This is a genomic window from Mycobacterium sp. IDUB_36, from assembly GCF_055419225.1.
The window spans coordinates 150,247-166,176 of record NZ_JBVAXH010000002.1; the positions used below are offsets into that span (position 1 = coordinate 150,247).

Sequence of the window (15,930 nt, forward strand, 5' to 3'; positions counted from 1 at the left end):
GGCGCTGAAACGGATGCCTGCCTCGTCGGCGAACATGGTGCCCGCAGCATGCAGCGCTGGGCGAACCACCCGCTTGTGCCCGGCCATGGGCGAGGGCGTACCCGCATTTTCGGGGTGCGCAAACCCCGGCGGCTACTTCGGCGGCAACTGCCGGGCGTAGTCGGCCCCGCGGGTCACCCATTCCGTCAGCTGCCGTTTCGTCGTGACGCCGGCGGCATCGACGCGAACCCAGCCTCGGGTTTCGCGGCCGGCCATCACCATGGGATTCACATGCGCTCGGGCGAGCAGCTTGTCGGTCTCCCCGGGCGGCACCCGGACCATGAGTCCGCTCTGCCCGCTGACGGCCACGGCCAGGTGGCCGTCGATCAGGAAAGCGAGGCCGCCAAACATCCGCTTCTCGTCGACGCCGCGAACCGTTCCGAGCAATTCGCGCACGCGATCGGCGAGGTCGGTGTCGTAGGCCATGCTCAGTCCAGGTCGACCCGGATCGTGAGCAGGTCGCTGCCCATCAGCCGGACCAGCGCACTGTTGACTCCCGGCAGATCTTTGAGCCGCGCGTTGACGTCGTCGTCGGGCAGCAGATGCGCGGTTCCGGTTCGCCACCGACCGCCCACCCGCAACCGCACCGCCGGGTTGGCCTTGATGTTGAGCACGTAGTGGGAATGCTCGCCGTGCTCAGACACCATCCAGAACTCGTCGCCGACCAACCGGCCGCCGATCGCGGTGCGACGAGGCTGGCCCGACTTACGCCCGGTGGTCTCCAACATCGTCATCGGTGACCGACGACCGATCGGATTGACCACCAGGCGTTGAGCCGTGTGAACAACGCTCCGTTTGAGTTGCTGCAGATCAGGCATGACCGCAGGCTAACTCAGATCAGGCCGCGGCGGTCACCCCGTGCGACACCGGCTCCAGTGCCTGGGCGACGATCTCAGCCACATCGGTCATCGGCCTGACGTCCAGGGCTTCGAGGACCTCGCTGGGCACATCGTCCAGGTCAGGCTCGTTGCGCTGCGGGATAAACACCGTCGTGAGCCCGGCCCGCTGAGCGGCCAGCAACTTTTGCTTGACGCCGCCGATCGGCAGTACCCGACCGTTCAGGGTGACCTCGCCGGTCATCCCGACGTCAGCACGAACCTGTCGCCCGGTGGCCATCGAGACCAGGGCGGTCACCATCGTGACACCGGCTGACGGACCGTCTTTCGGGACCGCGCCGGCCGGAACGTGCACGTGGATCCGCCGGTTCAGCGCGGCCGGGTCGACGCCCAACTCCGCGGCGTGCGCCCGCACGTAGGAGAGCGCTATCTGCGCGGACTCCTTCATCACGTCGCCCAGTTGACCAGTCAACTGCAATCCGGACTCACCATCGTTGGCGCCCGCCTCGATGTAGAGGACGTCGCCGCCGAGCCCCGTCACGGCCAGGCCGGTCGCCACGCCCGGCACCGCGGTGCGTTCGGCCGATTCAGGAGTGAACCGCGGCCGACCCAGGTAGTCGACCAGGTCCGGCTCGTCGATGGTCACCGGGTCCTGCGCGATCGTGGTGGTCACCTTGCGCAGAGCCTTGGCCAGCAGTCGTTCGAACTGGCGCATACCGGGCTCGCGGGTGTAGTCGGCGGCGATCTTGCGCAGCGCTGCGTCGCTCACGCTGACCTCGTCGTCGGTAAGACCCGCGCGGTCGCGCTGGCGCGGCAACAGGAAGTCCCGCGCGATGGCGACCTTGTCGTCCTCGGTGTAGCCGTCGATCTGCACCAGCTCCATGCGGTCCAGCAGCGCCGACGGGATGTTCTCGATCACGTTCGCCGTGGCCAGGAACACCACATCGGACAGGTCCAGATCCAGATCCAGATAGTGGTCGCGGAAGGTGTGGTTCTGGGCCGGGTCCAGGACCTCCAGTAACGCCGCACTCGGGTCACCGCGGAAGTCCGAACCCACCTTGTCGATTTCATCAAGCAGCACAACGGGATTCATCGACTCGGCCTCGCCGATGGCACGCACGATGCGGCCGGGCAGCGCGCCGACATAGGTGCGACGGTGGCCACGGATCTCGGCTTCGTCGTGCACCCCGCCCAGGGCAACGCGAACGAATTTGCGGCCCAGGGCGCGCGCGACGCTCTCGCCCAGCGAGGTCTTGCCGACTCCGGGAGGGCCGGCCAGCACCATCACCGCGCCGGAGCCGCGTCCGCCGACGACCTGCAGACCGCGTTGCGCGCGACGAGCGCGCACCGCCAGGTACTCGACGATGCGATCCTTGACGTCGTCCAATCCGTGGTGATCGGCGTCCAGGATCTCGCGGGCGGCAGCCAGATCGGTCGAGTCCTCGGTGCGGGTGTTCCACGGCAAGTCGAGAACGGTGTCCAGCCAGGTGCGGATCCAGCCACCCTCGGGGCTCTGGTCGCTGGACCGTTCCAGCTTGCCGACCTCGCGCAGGGCAGCCTCGCGGACCTTGTCCGGCAGGTCGGCCGCCACGACGCGGGCCCGGTAGTCGTCCGAACCTTCGGGCTCACCTTCGCCGAGCTCCTTGCGAATCGCATTGAGCTGCTGGCGCAGCAGGAATTCCTTCTGCTGTTTTTCCATGCCGTCGCGGACGTCCTCGGCGATCTTGTCGTTGACCTCGACCTCGGCCAGGTGTTCGCCGGTCCAGTCGATCAGCGCCTGCAGCCGCTCGCCGACGTCCTCGGTCTCCAGCAGTTGCCGCTTCTGCACGTCGGTCAGATACGACGCGTAACCGGCCATGTCCGCCAACCCCGACGGATTGGTCAGCTTGTTGACGACGTCGACGAGTTCCCAGGCCTCGCGGCGCTGCAGCATGGCCAGCAGCAGCTTCTTGTATTCACCTGCTAGCCTGCGTGTCTCGTCGGTGGGCTCGGGGTCGGCGATCTCGGTCACCTCGACCCACAACGCGGCGCCCGGCCCACTGGTGCCGACGCCGATGTGGGCCCGGCGCTCACCGCGCACGACCGCCGCGGTACCTCCGCCGGGTATCTGCCCGACCTGAACGATCGTGGCGAGAACGCCGTAGGACGGATAGCGGTCATCGAGTCGGGGAGCGATCAGCAGCGTGCCCGTCTCGGTGGCCCGCGCAGCGTCGACCGCGGCACGGGCGGCGTCGTCCAACGCGATCGGCACGACCATTCCGGGCAGAACGACCGGGTCGCTGACGAACAACACCGGCACTGATTTGGCTTCAGCCATCATTCCTCCAAAGTTAAGCCTGATGCGCTCAACCTGGACCCCATCTGATTTGTTCCCCGGTTCTCGTCGGCGACCATGCCGCGGTGCATGACGCGGTCGCCCAGCACCCCGCTGTGGTCGGCCCGGTGCAGCACGCACCGGTTGTCCCAGATCACCACGTCGCCGGGCGACCAGGTGTGCCGATACACGTTGTCGGCGCGGGTGGAGTGGGCGAAGAGGAACTCGATGGTCTCGGCGGCGTGCTCCCGCGACATGCCGCTGACGTGCACGCATCGCTCCGGGGTGGAGAGATACAGGTACGTGCGTCCCGAGACCGGATGCACCCCGAATACCGGATGCGCGGCCGACCGCTCGGCGTCCGGCCCGAGCTGCAGGCCGGTCATCACGTGCGTGATCTCGCGTCCGTCCAGCTGACGACGAACGTCGTCCGGCAGTGTGGCGTACGCGGCGTACTGATTGGTGAACATGGTGTGCCCGCCCCGGTCCGGCACCGTCACCGCCCGCAACGCGGTCAGTGCCGGGGGCTGTCGCACGTAGCTGGTGTCGGTGTGGAACGTCGATCGCGGCGCCCGCTTTCCGGGCCCTGTCCTGCCCAGATTGCTCACCACGTTGAGGTCGGGGCATTCGGGCACCGGGGTTTCACCGACGGTGAACATGATCGGGCCGAAGCTGCGGAGAAATCGCAGAAACGCCGCGTCGTCCACGTACTGTCCGGGCAGCACCATCATGCCGTGCTCGGCCAGCAGACAGCGGACGTCGGTGACCTCGGCCTCGTCGAGGGCGTCGACCCGCAGCCCGGTCAGCCGGGCGCCGACAGGGTTCATCCTGATGATGTCAAGCATTGCGCCCCTTCGTGTTTCAGTTCTGCTAGTCCGATGTCGAGCAGCTCAGGCACGTCCAGACCGATCGCCGACGCCATGACCGCGATCACGCTGCCCGGTGAGTACGAGCAGTACAGGCCGGCTTCCAGAAACCACGGCCGGCCGGCTGGATCGATGCGGAAGTCGAACAGGCTGTAATGCCGGCAGCCCAGGGCCCGATGACATTGCCGGGCAGCGGCCCAGACCCGCTCGGTCAGCACTTCGTCGTCGCTGACGATCCACGCGCGCGCGGGATCCTTGGCGACCAGGTACAGATCGCCGCTGTCAGTGCGGGCCAGCTTGTCTTCGCCCGTGCGGATGGGCTTGGCCGCCGGGTCCATCGCGTACTCCTCGAGCGGCAGGCAGATCAGCTCACCGTCGCGAACGATGATGCCGCAGCGCACTTCTCGGCCGAGCTCGACGTAGGACTCCACCAGAACGGTGTCGCCGTGCAGCAATGCCGAGCGGGCGGCGACGTCGTACTCACCCGTCGTGCGTGCCAGCGAGACTCCGACCGAGTTGTCGGTGTCGAGGGGTTTCACCACGACCGGGTACGGCAGCGTGGGCCGTTCGCCGGCAGTCAGGACCTCGGCCGCGGGTACGTCGACTCCGGCGGCGGCGACCACGGCACGCGCCCGGGCCTTGTCGACGCCGATCGCCATCACGTCCGCGGGGTTCCCGAGGTAGGGGATCCCGAGTTCGTCGAACAGCGCGCGGTAGGCGGTCATGCCCGGAATGCAGAACATCTGCGGAAGCACGGCGTCGATGTCGAGCGTGCGGATGTGGCTGACGGCGTCGGAGAAGTCCAGCGCCGCAGCCTGTCCGAGCGCTCCGGCGCTCAGCGCATCGGGGAACCGCCAGACCCCGCCAGGAGAAACCCACGCAATCTGGTGGACGTGGCCGGAGCCGGCGAGCGCATCCAGGCACGCGCCCGCGTAGAGCCGGGACAGCTCGTCGTGGAAGTCGTCGGAGGGGGAGCCGACCAGATGCAGAAGCCGCAGCGGACTGTCGAGGGGCATTCAATCGCCGTCCGGTTCGACCAACTTGCCGATGTTGAAGTCGATCTTCAGCCAGCCGCGTCGGTTCTTCAGATTGTCGATGAGCAGCGCAGGGATCTGTAGATGGTGAACCATGAAATACGGCAACGGATCCCACCAGGCGAAGATGGCGTCCTTGCCACTCAGGATGCTCTTGATCCGCGCCAGCCGGCCCTGCTGGGTGAGCAGGCGCCACATTTCGTGATAGATCCAGTACGTCGGTCGGGCGCCGTCCAGCGGTGTGATGGTCGGGTGCCCGTCCTTGAGATAGGCCGACGCCAACTGGGGGTGATTGTGGAATGTCGTGATCGCCGAGTGGGTGCGGGGATTGCACTCGATGGCGTAGGTCTTGCCGTCCGCCGCCTCGATGAAGTCGAACGAGAACTGTCCGGTGACACCCAACGCGTCCACGAAGTGTTCGACCCACGCCCGGATGTCGGGCTTGTCGACCATGGCGTAGTTCAGTTGCGAGGCCGACGACTCGCAGCAGACGTGCACTTGCAGCTGTCCGTTGACGGCGGTGCCATGGGTGCAGTACTCGCGGCCTTCGATGAACTCCTGCAATATCCAGGGGTCACTTTCGGAGATCGGAAGCCATTGCGCCAACGCCGCATTGCGCTGCCGCGTCTTCCTGGACAACCGGGGCAGATCCAGGCGGCCGACCGGGTTGTAGGCGATCCGCTTCAGGATGTAGCTACGACCACGGGGGAAATCGAAGTTGACGATCTGACGCGGGTCGGTGATCCGCACCCAGTCGGGGACCCGAAGCCCTAGTGCGACAGCCACTTTGGAGAACTCCGCTTTGTCGTCCAGCATGCGCACGATGTCTTCGGTGGCATGCACGACGTCGCAGTACCCGTCGAGGATGTAGCGCGCCCTTGCGTCGTGCACGCTGGCGGCCGGGCTCGACACCGGGATCAACGTGTCGACCGCCTCGTACCGGATGATCTCGTACAGCGCGTCCTCATAGTCGCGGTCACCCGGTTCGGGAATGCAGTAGAACGCATCCACGGCATTGGAGAATTTGTGCCCGGTGTGCTGATATTTGGCGGTTTCGGCCAAGATCACCCGATGACCCGCGCTATGGAACGAGCGGGCCAGCTGCAGGGCCTTGGTCATCTTGCCGCCGGTGAGCAATACGGTGCGACGGGCAGCCCCGGGCAGCGTGGCCCTCGGCGGTTGCGGCCGGCTGATCAGGGCCATCGCCACCACCAACGCATCGACCGGCAGCGTGATCAGTAAACCGAGCAGCGTAACCAGCGTTCGGAGTGTATTCGCCCGGCGGCGGCGCTCCGGCCACGCCGCTGCGTAGCTGTCGCCACGATGCGACGAACTACGCAGCGGTACAACCTCGTGCATCGCGGAGCCCTACGCCGCTGAGGTGAACATGTCGACGCCGTCTCCGTTGCGCGGGTAGCTCAGGCAGACCTTTCGGTGCAGCACAAGGGTTTCGGCGAGTTCGTCGACAGTGAGGTCATTGAGAAACAGGCAAGTTCCGATCGGTGCCGGAACGGCGGCACGCAGAATCCCGTCGCGGGTCTTCAGAATCGCCGCCGTGGCCGCGGCAAGCAGCTCCGGAGTCAGGTGTTCGCTGTCGAGCGCGAGACCGAGGTTGCTCATCAGCCCGAGCACCCGGTCTCGTTCCTCAACCGAGATGAGCCCGCGCTGTTCGGCCAAGGTGGTCGACAGGGCCATGTCGATGTTGATCGCGTGGCCGTGGAAGAACGGATCCGGCGGGGAAAGCTCCAGCGTCGGACTCCAGGTGTGTCCGAATGCGATCACCCGGTCGAGGTTGATCTCGTGCAGATTCGGCACTTCGAGTTCGAGCATCGTGGCGATCGCCTGGTGGGTCAGTCGCTCACCGGCAGAACGCAATTCCGGTGTCCCATCCAGGTATCCGAACCGGGTGTGCAGCAGGTCTTCGCCGTACTGCTCCAGGAGTTCGAAAATCTCGGTGTTGCCGACCACCGAGATCTTGATCAGCTCGGCCATTCCATTGCGGACCTGGTCCTCCGGCAGCGTCTTGAGGAAGGAGAAGTCGAGCAGCACCTTCTGCGACGCGTGGTAGGCGCCCAGCCGGTTCTTGTGCTTGCCGTGATTGACGGCCACCTTGATCGAGACGCTGGCATCGATCAGACCGATCAGGGTGGTCGGGATGCGGATGTAGGGAGTGCTGCGGCGATAGCTCGCGCAGGCGAATCCCGCGACATCGGTGGTCAGGCCACCACCGACGACAAGCACGGGTTCGGTGCGCACCAGTCCGAAGTTGTTGAACTCGGCGATGATCCGCTCGAACGTCTCCAGCGACTTCGCGGTCTCCCGGATCTGCACCGGTACAACGGTGAGCGCGATCTGGTGGTGGTCGAAGTACGCATGGATCTCGTCGCGGTAGAGGTCGTACACGGTCTCGTCCACCACCATCAGGGTGCGACCGTAGGGGCCGTACGTTTCGGCCAGTTCCGGGTTGTCGCGACCGAACACGCCATCGACGTAGATCAGGTCGTACTGGATCTTCTCGTAGCCTTCTACGTGAAAAGCCCTGGGGCTGGTGATAACTCGTGCTTGCATATCGCTCATTTTGATGTCCTTGTTTGTCGAACGAGTGGAAGACGGGCGCTGCGGTGCAGGGCTATGCGACCAGCTCCACGAGCCGTTCTGCGTCGAGAGAGTCGACGGTGTCTTCGGCGCCGCCGAAGTCGCCGTCGACGGTGTTGTCGTTGGGAAACGCGATGCACTTGACGCCTGCGGCGGAGGCCGCGGTGACGCCCCCGACGTTGTCTTCGATGGCCACGACGGACTCCGCCGTCTCGCCGAGTTGCTCCAACGCGTACAGGTACGCGGCCGCGTCAGGCTTCGGGCTTGCCACCGAGTCCCGGTCGACGATCAGGTCGAAGGTGTCGGCGTCGATGTCCGGGCTGAGCGTCTCCAGCAGCGCGGAGATGTTCTCCGGCGACGTGGTCGTGACGAAACCGAGTTTGACGTCGCGGCGCTTGGCTTCGTTGACCGTCTCGAGCACCCCGGGCCGCGCCTTGAGTCCAGCTGTCGACAGCAGATCCTGGAAGATCTGCGACTTGGTGGCGTGTACCGCCTCGACGTCGACGTCGTCGCCCCGGGACTCGGCGTAGTCGGCGATTCGCTGCGCCCCGCCGTTGGAGTCGAGCATCGACACGTAATCCGGCTGCGACCACTGCCAGTCGAGACCGTGGGCTTCAAAGGATTCGTTGAACGCTCGGCGCTGCAGTTCTGAGCTGTCGACGAGGGTGCTGATCGAACCGAACAGGATGGCAGACATGGAATTCCTTCTCATGAAATGGGCTATCGGGCCGGGTCAGCCATCTGGCCAACCCGTACGGTAACCACTTCCCAGTACACTATTGGTCTAAACGTACATTAGTGACAGGATCTTTCATTACAGAAACAGGTCATGATCGGTTAACTTCTCTGAGGCGGCTCGACTTCAGGCAAGGCCAGCGCAAAGGTGGAGTGCACAGATGACACCCGGCTCGGGCGATAAAGCGTCCGGCTCCGGCGAGGACGCGCGGGTGGCTCGCACCCGCGCCGACGTCGCGCGCGCGGCTCTCGGCGTGCTGACCGACGAAGGTTCCGACGCTGTGACGCACGCACGGGTGGCCGAGTTGGCCGGTTATTCGAAGACGACCCTGTACACACACTGGCCGTCCCGGGTCGATCTGGTCGCGCTCGCCCTCGACGCCCTCGGCGAATTGCCGCACCACGAGCGGACCGGGGACCTTCGCGAAGACATCGTCGGCGAGCTGTGGGCGTTCCGTGGTGGCATCACCGAGATGCGGCTGGACCGCATCCTGACCGGGATGGCCCAGTGGGCGTCGTTCGAGGAAATGCGGGAGATCCGGGACAAGATCAACAACTCCGGCCAGGGACAGATGCGCGCCATGCTCGGGGAATTCCTCGACGGGGCCGAGCTCGAGGCGGCCCTGTCAATGCTCACGGGCGTGGTGGCCTGCCCGTCGATCATGTTCGGCACGGTGCCAGACGACCAAGTGATAGCGGCGGCGGTCGACATCGTGCTGCGCAGCGCGACGCACCGGCAATAATCACCCCGCTGCGGCGGCGCGCTGACGCTCCCGGAAGGCCCGGACCTTGGCTTTGTTGCCACACGTCCCCATCCCGCACCAATGGCGATTTTTGGCCCTCGACGAGTCCACGTAGAGACGAGTGCAGTTTTCGTGTGCGCAGCGCTTGACGTTCTCCATGTCCGCACCGCCCAACAGATCGAGCAGGTCCGCGGCCACGCCGGCCAGCAGCCGGTCGGGGGTGCCCTCGCGCCTGGTGCTCCCGGTCCGCAGTAACCGAGGCGTGAGCTGAGGCCGGGCGGCCCATTCGTTGAGCAGGTCGACATCGGCAGGCCGCGGTCGGCGGTGGTCGAGCCGGGCCACCACCGTTCGGTAGATCGCTTCGCGCAGGTCGACCGCGGCCACCAGGTCGTCGGCGGTGACCGTGATAGCGGCGTCCAGCAACCCGGCCTGAACAGCCCAGTCCGACAACGACTCCGGTTCGGTCAGCAGTTCCTCTCGCGTGCTGTCCCGCCGCTTCATGGTTCCAGCGAAGCTCAGGCATCGCCGGCCGCCCAGGTTGACGAATGTCATGAGTAACCACTTTGACAGGTTTCATCGAAGGCGGCAATAAGTAACCGGTTGAAATGGTTACAGACTCAGACGAGAAACCAGCTGGCCCGTTCGTTCGTGTCTACGGGTAGCGAAGGCGAAGGGAGCCGATGACATGGACCTCGACCGCATCACCCACCCGCTGAGGTTGGCCCGAGGATCACACCAACCGGGCACGGGCAAAGGGTGCGCGATGAACGTGATCTCCTACATCAACGGCGACCCGCACGTCACCGATTTCCCGGTCGGCTCCGCGCGGCCGCTGAGTCTGCTGGTGCAGTCGGCCAACGATCTGCTCGCCGGACCGGACGGCTACCTGTCGCCCGAAAACAGTGTGCTCGCACTCGACCTGGCCTGGCTCACCGTCGGTACCGCCGACGTTCCGCAGTCGGTGGTGCACAGCTGGCTGGCCGAGCTGCTGACCGATGACGACTGGGGCGTGCTGCGGTTCGCAAAACTCACGGCGCACAAGGCGATCCGCGACATCGCCACCCTGCATCGCTCGGCGGCGGCGGGGGAGATGCCGTCGGTGGCCCAGTGGGACGCGGCGGCCAGGGCCGCCCTGGCGGTGGCCTCGACGCTGGATGGGGCCGGTAATCGTGCTGTGCGTGCGGCTTTCGAGTCGACCAGGTTCGTTGACGGCGAGCTTCTCACGTCGCTGGACCGGGTGATCGCGCACGCGGAGAACGTGCACGCGATGGCGTCCAACACCGAAAACAGAGCCGGCAGCATCACCACGTTCGCCGGTCAGGCCGTTCGAGCCTGGCGCCGTCTGGCCGGCGAGCGGCGCGATGACACCGCGGCCTCCTCGCCACAGCCTGCCGAGATTCCCGCCTGGGCCTGAGCCGCGAAATCCGCAAAAGCCATGGTCGAGAGGCGTAGGTTCATGATTCATGTTTCGCGGACGTGCGACTCTCATGCGGGCCAACGCCCGCGTGACATCCGTGTTCGGTGGGTCGGTGGCAGCCTCGCTCCTTCTGGTCGCCGCTATCGTCCTGCTGCCCGGTTCGACCAAGCTCATCGCCGCTGCGATCATCCTCGTCGGGTTCATCACGATCTACCCGCGCGCCTTGTCCTGTGCACTGACCCCGCACCGGGCCCCCGTTGATCTGTATGTCGATCACAACGGCGTCTACGCCGACAACGCGACGCTCGCGCTACGCGGGGACATCGAGCACGCCTACATCAGGCCAGCGCCGGCCGGCCACGCCCGCCGCCACGCGAATCACGGCGGGACCGCACCGGCCGGCTACGACGTCGAGCCACCCTCGTATCCCCTGACCATCGAACTCCTGGTGCGCGGCCGCGGTCAGGTCAACATCGACCCCGGCGGCCAGGGTCCGGCCGCAGAAATCCTTACTGCGCTTGGCTTTCCAGTCACCACGTGCGCACCCAACCACCGCGCGCAGACCAACAGCCAACGAGCCACCTCCGCGATCCTGGTCGCGGGCTTCGTGGTCGTCTACGTCAGCTACTACCTGTTCATGTCGACCGGGCATTAGGAACAAGCCGGTGTAGCTGCGTGACGTGTTTCGGCGAGAGTTCCTCCAGACAGGTGACGCCGAGCAGCTTCATGGTGCGTACCAGTTCCGTCGAGAGGATGTCGACGGCGCGGCCTACCCCGGCGTGTCCGCCGGCCATCAGTCCGTACAGGTAGGCGCGACCGATCAGGGCGCTGCGGGCGCCCAGCGCAACGGCGGCGACGACGTCGGCGCCGGACATGATGCCGGTGTCGACCAGGATTTCGGTGTGGGCGCCGAGCTCACGCGCAACGGTGGGCAGCAGGTGGAACGGTACCGGAGCTCGATCCAGTTGGCGGCCACCATGATTGGACAACACGATGCCGTCGGCCCCAAGATCGACCACGGCCCGGGCATCGTCGAGCGTCTGAATGCCCTTGACGACGAGCTTGCCCGGCCACTGCGCTTTGATCCACGCCAAGTCATCGAAGGTCAGGCTCGGGTCGAACATCGAGTCCAGATACTCACCGACCGTGCCCGACCAGCGATCCAGCGACGCGAACGACAGCGGCTCGGTGGTCAACAGGTCGAACCACCAGCGTGGCCGCAACGCGGCGTCGAACGCCGTGCGCAGTGTCAGGGCCGGCGGGATCGACATCCCGTTGCGGACATCGCGCAGTCGCGCACCCGCGACCGGTACGTCGACGGTGGCCAGCAGCGTGTCGAAACCGGCGTCCGCGGCCCGCTGCACCAGCGCCATCGACCGCTCCCGGTCACGCCACATGTACAGCTGAAACCACCGGCGGCACTGCGGCGCCGCGGTCGCCACGTCTTCGATGGACGCGGTTCCCAGAGTCGACAGCGAAAACGGGATGCCCGCCGCGGCGGCAACGCGGACCCCGGCGAGTTCACCGTCGGTATGCATCAGCCGGGTGAACCCCGTCGGCGCGATGGCCAGGGGGAGCGCAACCGGTCCGCCCAGCACCTGCCAATCCGTCCGGACGTTGCTGACGTCACGCAAGATCGTCGGATGAAACTCGATGTCGCGAAATGCCTGCCGCGCACGCCGAATCGAGATTTCCTCCTCGGCCGCGCCGTCGGTGTAGTCGAACGCCGCCCGCGGGGTTCGGCGCCTGGCCAGCCGCCGCAGATCGTCGATCGTCAGCGCATCGTCGAGCCGGCGCTGTACACGATCGAGTCGGGGTTTGCGAAAACGGATCAATGGCGCGAGATCACGCGCCCTCGGCATCCGCCGTTTGACCACTGTGCCACCGTAGGACATATGGAATCCGCAAGCGAACCCTTCGATCTGCAACGGTTCGTCGACGCGCAGGCGGGCGCCTATCCACGCGTCGTCGATGAGCTGCGGGCCGGCCGCAAGCGCACCCACTGGATCTGGTTCGTCTTCCCACAGATCGCCGGCCTGGGCAGCAGCCCCACTGCCGCCCGGTATGCGATCGTGTCGCTCGACGAGGCCCGCGCATATCTGCACCATGACGTGCTGGGGCCGCGGCTGTACGAATGCACCCGGTTGGTCAACGCCGTGGCTCATCGCTCGATCGGCGAGATCTTCGGTTCACCCGACGACGTGAAGGTCCGCTCGTCGATGACGCTGTTCGCCCATGCCACAAGCGACAACGGCGATTTCGTCGCGTTGCTGGACCGCTACTACGACGGCGAGCAGGACCCGCTGACGTTGCAGCGCCTCGGCTAGACCTGCCGCAGGATCCGCCAGCCGTGCGGCTCGACCGTCACCGATTCGACGATCGCGGGCGGCGGCGCCCCGCTGCCGGCGATGATCTCCGCGCGTCGCGAGTCCAGCGACAAGCGCAGGGGCTTGTCACCGATGTTGAGCGCCACGGTCAACGCGTCGTCACCGTGCCGGGCCTCGTACACGTACTGCGTGTTCTCCAGCCGCAGCGCCGTGGTCGACGCGGCGTACAGCCACGGGTGGCGTCGGCGCAGGCCGACGAGGTACTGATGCAGCGACCATATCTCGACCCCGGCATCATCGAGCTCGATTGGGGGAGAACCGAACTCAGGCCGAACGGCGTCGTCGCCGCCAAAGCGCTCTTCTTTGACGCCGCGAAAGCCGAGCTCGTCGCCGGCGTAGATGCTGGGCACTCCGCCGACCGTCATCAGGACGACGAGCGCATGAGCCAGGTGTTCCCTGCGTTTCAGCTGGCTCGCGATGCGGGTGACGTCGTGGTTGCCGATGAACGTCAGCGGTGCGAAAGTCTTCCGGAAGTCGTCGTGGCGCTGCAGCGCATGATCGAGCTCGAAGAAGTTGGCGTCGTTCAGTCCACTCCAGATTGCTTTCCACAGCTCGTACTGAGTGGCGGAATCGAATCCGGTCTCGCGGACCGTCGCGGCATAATCGCCGTGGATCAGCTCGCCGACAAACCACGCATCCGGATACTTCTGCCGGACCCTCGGTAGGACCGACTGCCAGAAGTGTTGCGGGACAGCATAAGCGGCGTCCAGTCGCCAGCCGTCGGCACCGCGGCCCAGCCAATGCGTCATCACGTCGGCCACGTAGTCGGCGACCTCGGGATTGTCGTGGTTGAGCGTGAGCAAACCGTCGTGGCCTTCGAAGGTGTGAAACCGGCCCGGCCGGCCGCGGAACCAGTGCGCGGCGGCGGCATCGTCGCCGGCATCGCGATGTTGCCGAAAATCGGCACCGACGTGGTTGAACACGCCGTCGAGCAGCACCCGCAGCCCGCGCCGGCGTGCCTCGGCGATCAGGTGGTCGAAGTCGTCATCGTCACCGAGTCGCGGGTCGATGCGGTAGTGGTCGGTGGTGTCGTAGCCGTGGGTGCGGGACGCGAAGATCGGCCCGAGCGCAATTCCGGAGGCGCCGAGGGTGATGGCGTGGTCGAACCAGTCGACGATCCGCCGCAACCGGTGTTCGTCTGCGACGGGCGGCGTATCCGATGGGAAAGCCCCCACGAACCCCAGCGGGTAGATCTGCCACCAGATCACATGCTCGACCCAGCTCATTGTCGGAACCTGGCCTCGTACAGGGCTCTCATCTCTTCCTCGAGTTCGGGCGCGGGGCCATCGAACACGGCCCGCGGCACCACCGTCGCGATCGGCAGCATGGCTACCGGAGGTGGGGTCGTGTGCCATTCGGTCAGCCACCCGGTCAGTTGCGCGTTCGACGTCGCGTAGACGATCCGTCCGAGCCCGGCCCACGCATGGGTGGCGGCACACATCGGACAGTGCTCACACGATGTGTACAGGGTGCTTCGAATACGTTGCACCGGAGCAATATTCGCCACCGCCCACCGGATGACGCCGGTTTCGGCGTGCAACGTCTGGTCGTCGTCGGTAACGCGATTGTGGTCCTCGTACAGCACCCGACCGTCGCCGCCCACCAGCACCGCGCCGAACGGGCCGTGTCCGGCCTCCAGCGCGGTGCGGGCGAGCTCGACGCAGCGCCGTAGGTGCTGCCGATCGACGTCGGTGACGACCACAACGCCGAAGTGTACGGGCGGGAGCTATCCCGCGTTCGCCAGCGTTTGGGCTGTCGTGATCGCCTGGGCGACCCCCGACACGATCGCCGCGACCTTGAGAGCTTCGAAGATCGCGTCGCGGTCGATGCCCGCCTCGCGCAGGGTGTGCTCATGTGCGGTCACGCAATGCCCACATCCGTTGATCGACGACACCGCGAACGACCACAGTTCGAAGTTGGCCTTGTCCACGCCGGGGTTTCCGATGATGTTCATCCGTAGGCCCGGGCGAAGGTCGTCGTACTTGCCGTCCAGGAAGCCACGGCCGCGGTAGAACACGTTGTTCATGCCCATGATCGACGCGGCGCCCAGCGCCGCCTGGTAAGCCTCGGCAGACAACTCGTCGGCCGCGTCGCCACCGATCTCGCTCAGCACCTGCGGGTTTCGCGTTGCAGCCGCGCTGGCCAGCAGCGTGCCCCAGAGCTGTTCGGTGTTCAGCACGGTGGTGCGGCTGATTGAGCCGAGGTTGAGCTTGAGGTCCTTGGCGTACTCGGGCAGTGCTTCTTTCAGGTTGTCGATACCCATGCTCGTTCCTCCGATTAGAGCTGCGATTAAGCAGATGCCTTCAGCAGTTCGCCGGCGTCGAGCGTCGGGTCGCCCTTCTTCCAGTTGCATGCGCACAGCTCATCGGACTGCAAAGCGTCGAGCACCCGCAGCACCTCGTCGACGTTGCGGCCGACCGAGCCGGCCGTCACCGAGACGAACTGGATTTCGTTGTTGGGGTCGACGATGTAGGTCACGCGGTCGGCGACACCATCGGCATTGAGTGCACCGGTGGCCTCGACCAACTCGCGCTTGAGGTCCGAAAGCATCGGGAAGGGAAGCTTTTTCAGGTCATCGTGCTGGGCGCGCCACTGAAAGTGCACGAACTCGTTGTCCACCGACACGCCGAGCACCTGGGTGTCGCGGTCGATGAACTCGTCGTTCAGCTTGCCGAAGGCGGCGATTTCGGTCGGGCACACGAACGTGAAGTCCTTCGGCCAGAAGAAGACCACGCGCCACTTACCCGCGAAATCGTTGCTGGAGATGGTGGTGAAGTAGTCCTCGGGCTGCTGCGCGTCGACCTTGGACAGGTCTCCACCGATCAACCCGGTCAACTCGTAGGCCGGGAACTGGTCGCCGATAGTCAGCAATGCCATGTCGCTCCTCACGTCAAATTGGATTTAGTCAAGTATTCCGTTGTCACCATCCTGCCCGAGCCGGACTATGAATGAAAGGTGATGTTT

18 protein-coding genes are annotated in these 15,930 nt (G+C 65.7%); 4 read left to right on the forward strand and 14 right to left on the reverse strand.

The features are described from left to right. Nucleotides 1–132: 132 nt before the first annotated feature. The 8 genes from ACZYW1_RS19010 to ACZYW1_RS19045 all read right to left on the reverse strand — a co-directional run bounded on the left by ACZYW1_RS19010 (nucleotide 133) and on the right by ACZYW1_RS19045 (nucleotide 8,381). Nucleotides 133–465, reverse strand: a complete 333-nt coding sequence (locus tag ACZYW1_RS19010) for a TfoX/Sxy family protein (RefSeq protein WP_463788023.1) — start codon at nucleotides 463–465, stop codon at nucleotides 133–135. A gap of 2 nt (nucleotides 466–467) precedes the next feature. Continuing rightward, on the reverse strand, nucleotides 468–857 hold the full coding sequence (locus tag ACZYW1_RS19015; RefSeq protein WP_463788024.1) for a nitroreductase family deazaflavin-dependent oxidoreductase: 390 nt from the start codon (nucleotides 855–857) through the stop codon (nucleotides 468–470). 19 nt (nucleotides 858–876) lie between these two features. Further along, a complete protein-coding gene (gene lon / locus ACZYW1_RS19020; protein ID WP_463788026.1) occupies nucleotides 877–3,192 on the reverse strand; it encodes an endopeptidase La in 2,316 nt (771 codons plus the stop codon). Further along, the gene (locus ACZYW1_RS19025; protein ID WP_463788027.1) at nucleotides 3,192–4,034 is read right to left on the reverse strand and encodes a TauD/TfdA dioxygenase family protein; all 843 of its coding nucleotides are present in this window, start codon (nucleotides 4,032–4,034) and stop codon (nucleotides 3,192–3,194) included. The genes lon and ACZYW1_RS19025 overlap by 1 nt, the downstream gene beginning before the upstream one ends. Beyond that, entirely contained in the window at nucleotides 4,013–5,071 is a 1,059-nt protein-coding gene (locus ACZYW1_RS19030; protein WP_463788029.1) for a D-alanine--D-alanine ligase family protein, read from the reverse strand. Before ACZYW1_RS19030 ends, ACZYW1_RS19025 begins: the two co-directional genes overlap by 22 nt. Continuing rightward, nucleotides 5,072–6,448 carry an ATP-grasp domain-containing protein gene (locus tag ACZYW1_RS19035; protein WP_463788030.1) on the reverse strand — a complete coding sequence of 459 codons (1,377 nt, stop codon included), beginning with the start codon at nucleotides 6,446–6,448 and terminating at the stop codon, nucleotides 5,072–5,074. A gap of 9 nt (nucleotides 6,449–6,457) precedes the next feature. Next, nucleotides 6,458–7,657 (reverse strand): sedoheptulose 7-phosphate cyclase, encoded by a 1,200-nt coding sequence (locus ACZYW1_RS19040; protein ID WP_463788031.1) that lies wholly within the window; start codon nucleotides 7,655–7,657, stop codon nucleotides 6,458–6,460. A gap of 61 nt (nucleotides 7,658–7,718) precedes the next feature. Then, nucleotides 7,719–8,381 (reverse strand): HAD family hydrolase, encoded by a 663-nt coding sequence (locus ACZYW1_RS19045; protein WP_463788032.1) that lies wholly within the window; start codon nucleotides 8,379–8,381, stop codon nucleotides 7,719–7,721. Between the two features lie 199 nt (nucleotides 8,382–8,580). On the opposite strand from ACZYW1_RS19045, the gene ACZYW1_RS19050 reads away from it, so the two are divergent. Continuing rightward, nucleotides 8,581–9,162 (forward strand): TetR/AcrR family transcriptional regulator, encoded by a 582-nt coding sequence (locus tag ACZYW1_RS19050; RefSeq protein ID WP_463788034.1) that lies wholly within the window; start codon nucleotides 8,581–8,583, stop codon nucleotides 9,160–9,162. Here ACZYW1_RS19050 and ACZYW1_RS19055 read toward each other — a convergent pair whose 3' ends face one another. Then, nucleotides 9,163–9,714 (reverse strand): CGNR zinc finger domain-containing protein, encoded by a 552-nt coding sequence (locus tag ACZYW1_RS19055; RefSeq protein ID WP_463788036.1) that lies wholly within the window; start codon nucleotides 9,712–9,714, stop codon nucleotides 9,163–9,165. Nucleotides 9,715–9,847: 133 nt separating this feature from the next. Between ACZYW1_RS19055 and ACZYW1_RS19060 the strand changes: the two genes are divergently transcribed. Next, nucleotides 9,848–10,576 carry a hypothetical protein gene (locus tag ACZYW1_RS19060; RefSeq protein ID WP_463788037.1) on the forward strand — a complete coding sequence of 243 codons (729 nt, stop codon included), beginning with the start codon at nucleotides 9,848–9,850 and terminating at the stop codon, nucleotides 10,574–10,576. Nucleotides 10,577–10,691: 115 nt separating this feature from the next. After that, nucleotides 10,692–11,234: a hypothetical protein gene (locus ACZYW1_RS19065; protein WP_463788038.1), complete on the forward strand. Its 543-nt coding sequence runs from the start codon at nucleotides 10,692–10,694 to the stop codon at nucleotides 11,232–11,234. Here ACZYW1_RS19065 and ACZYW1_RS19070 read toward each other — a convergent pair. Further along, nucleotides 11,215–12,474, reverse strand: a complete 1,260-nt coding sequence (locus tag ACZYW1_RS19070) for an alpha-hydroxy acid oxidase (RefSeq protein WP_463788039.1) — start codon at nucleotides 12,472–12,474, stop codon at nucleotides 11,215–11,217. The genes ACZYW1_RS19065 and ACZYW1_RS19070 overlap by 20 nt on opposite strands. Here ACZYW1_RS19070 and ACZYW1_RS19075 point away from each other — a divergent pair, their 5' ends adjacent. Continuing rightward, nucleotides 12,475–12,906, forward strand: coding sequence for a DUF1810 domain-containing protein (locus tag ACZYW1_RS19075; protein ID WP_463788040.1), 432 nt, complete (start codon nucleotides 12,475–12,477; stop codon nucleotides 12,904–12,906). On the opposite strand, the gene ACZYW1_RS19080 is transcribed toward ACZYW1_RS19075, so the two are convergent. Genes ACZYW1_RS19080 through ACZYW1_RS19095 form a run of 4 tightly spaced genes read right to left on the reverse strand, consistent with a single transcriptional unit; the run spans nucleotide 12,903 to nucleotide 15,843 of the window. Further along, the gene (locus ACZYW1_RS19080; RefSeq protein ID WP_463788041.1) at nucleotides 12,903–14,192 is read right to left on the reverse strand and encodes an alpha-amylase family protein; all 1,290 of its coding nucleotides are present in this window, start codon (nucleotides 14,190–14,192) and stop codon (nucleotides 12,903–12,905) included. The genes ACZYW1_RS19075 and ACZYW1_RS19080 overlap by 4 nt on opposite strands. Next, the gene (locus tag ACZYW1_RS19085) at nucleotides 14,189–14,668 is read right to left on the reverse strand and encodes a nucleoside deaminase (protein ID WP_463788042.1); all 480 of its coding nucleotides are present in this window, start codon (nucleotides 14,666–14,668) and stop codon (nucleotides 14,189–14,191) included. Before ACZYW1_RS19085 ends, ACZYW1_RS19080 begins: the two co-directional genes overlap by 4 nt. A 24-nt stretch (nucleotides 14,669–14,692) precedes the next feature. Next, nucleotides 14,693–15,229, reverse strand: coding sequence for an alkyl hydroperoxide reductase (locus ACZYW1_RS19090; RefSeq protein ID WP_463788043.1), 537 nt, complete (start codon nucleotides 15,227–15,229; stop codon nucleotides 14,693–14,695). A gap of 26 nt (nucleotides 15,230–15,255) precedes the next feature. Continuing rightward, on the reverse strand, nucleotides 15,256–15,843 hold the full coding sequence (locus ACZYW1_RS19095; RefSeq protein WP_463788044.1) for a peroxiredoxin: 588 nt from the start codon (nucleotides 15,841–15,843) through the stop codon (nucleotides 15,256–15,258). Between the last annotated feature and the right edge of the window lie 87 nt (nucleotides 15,844–15,930).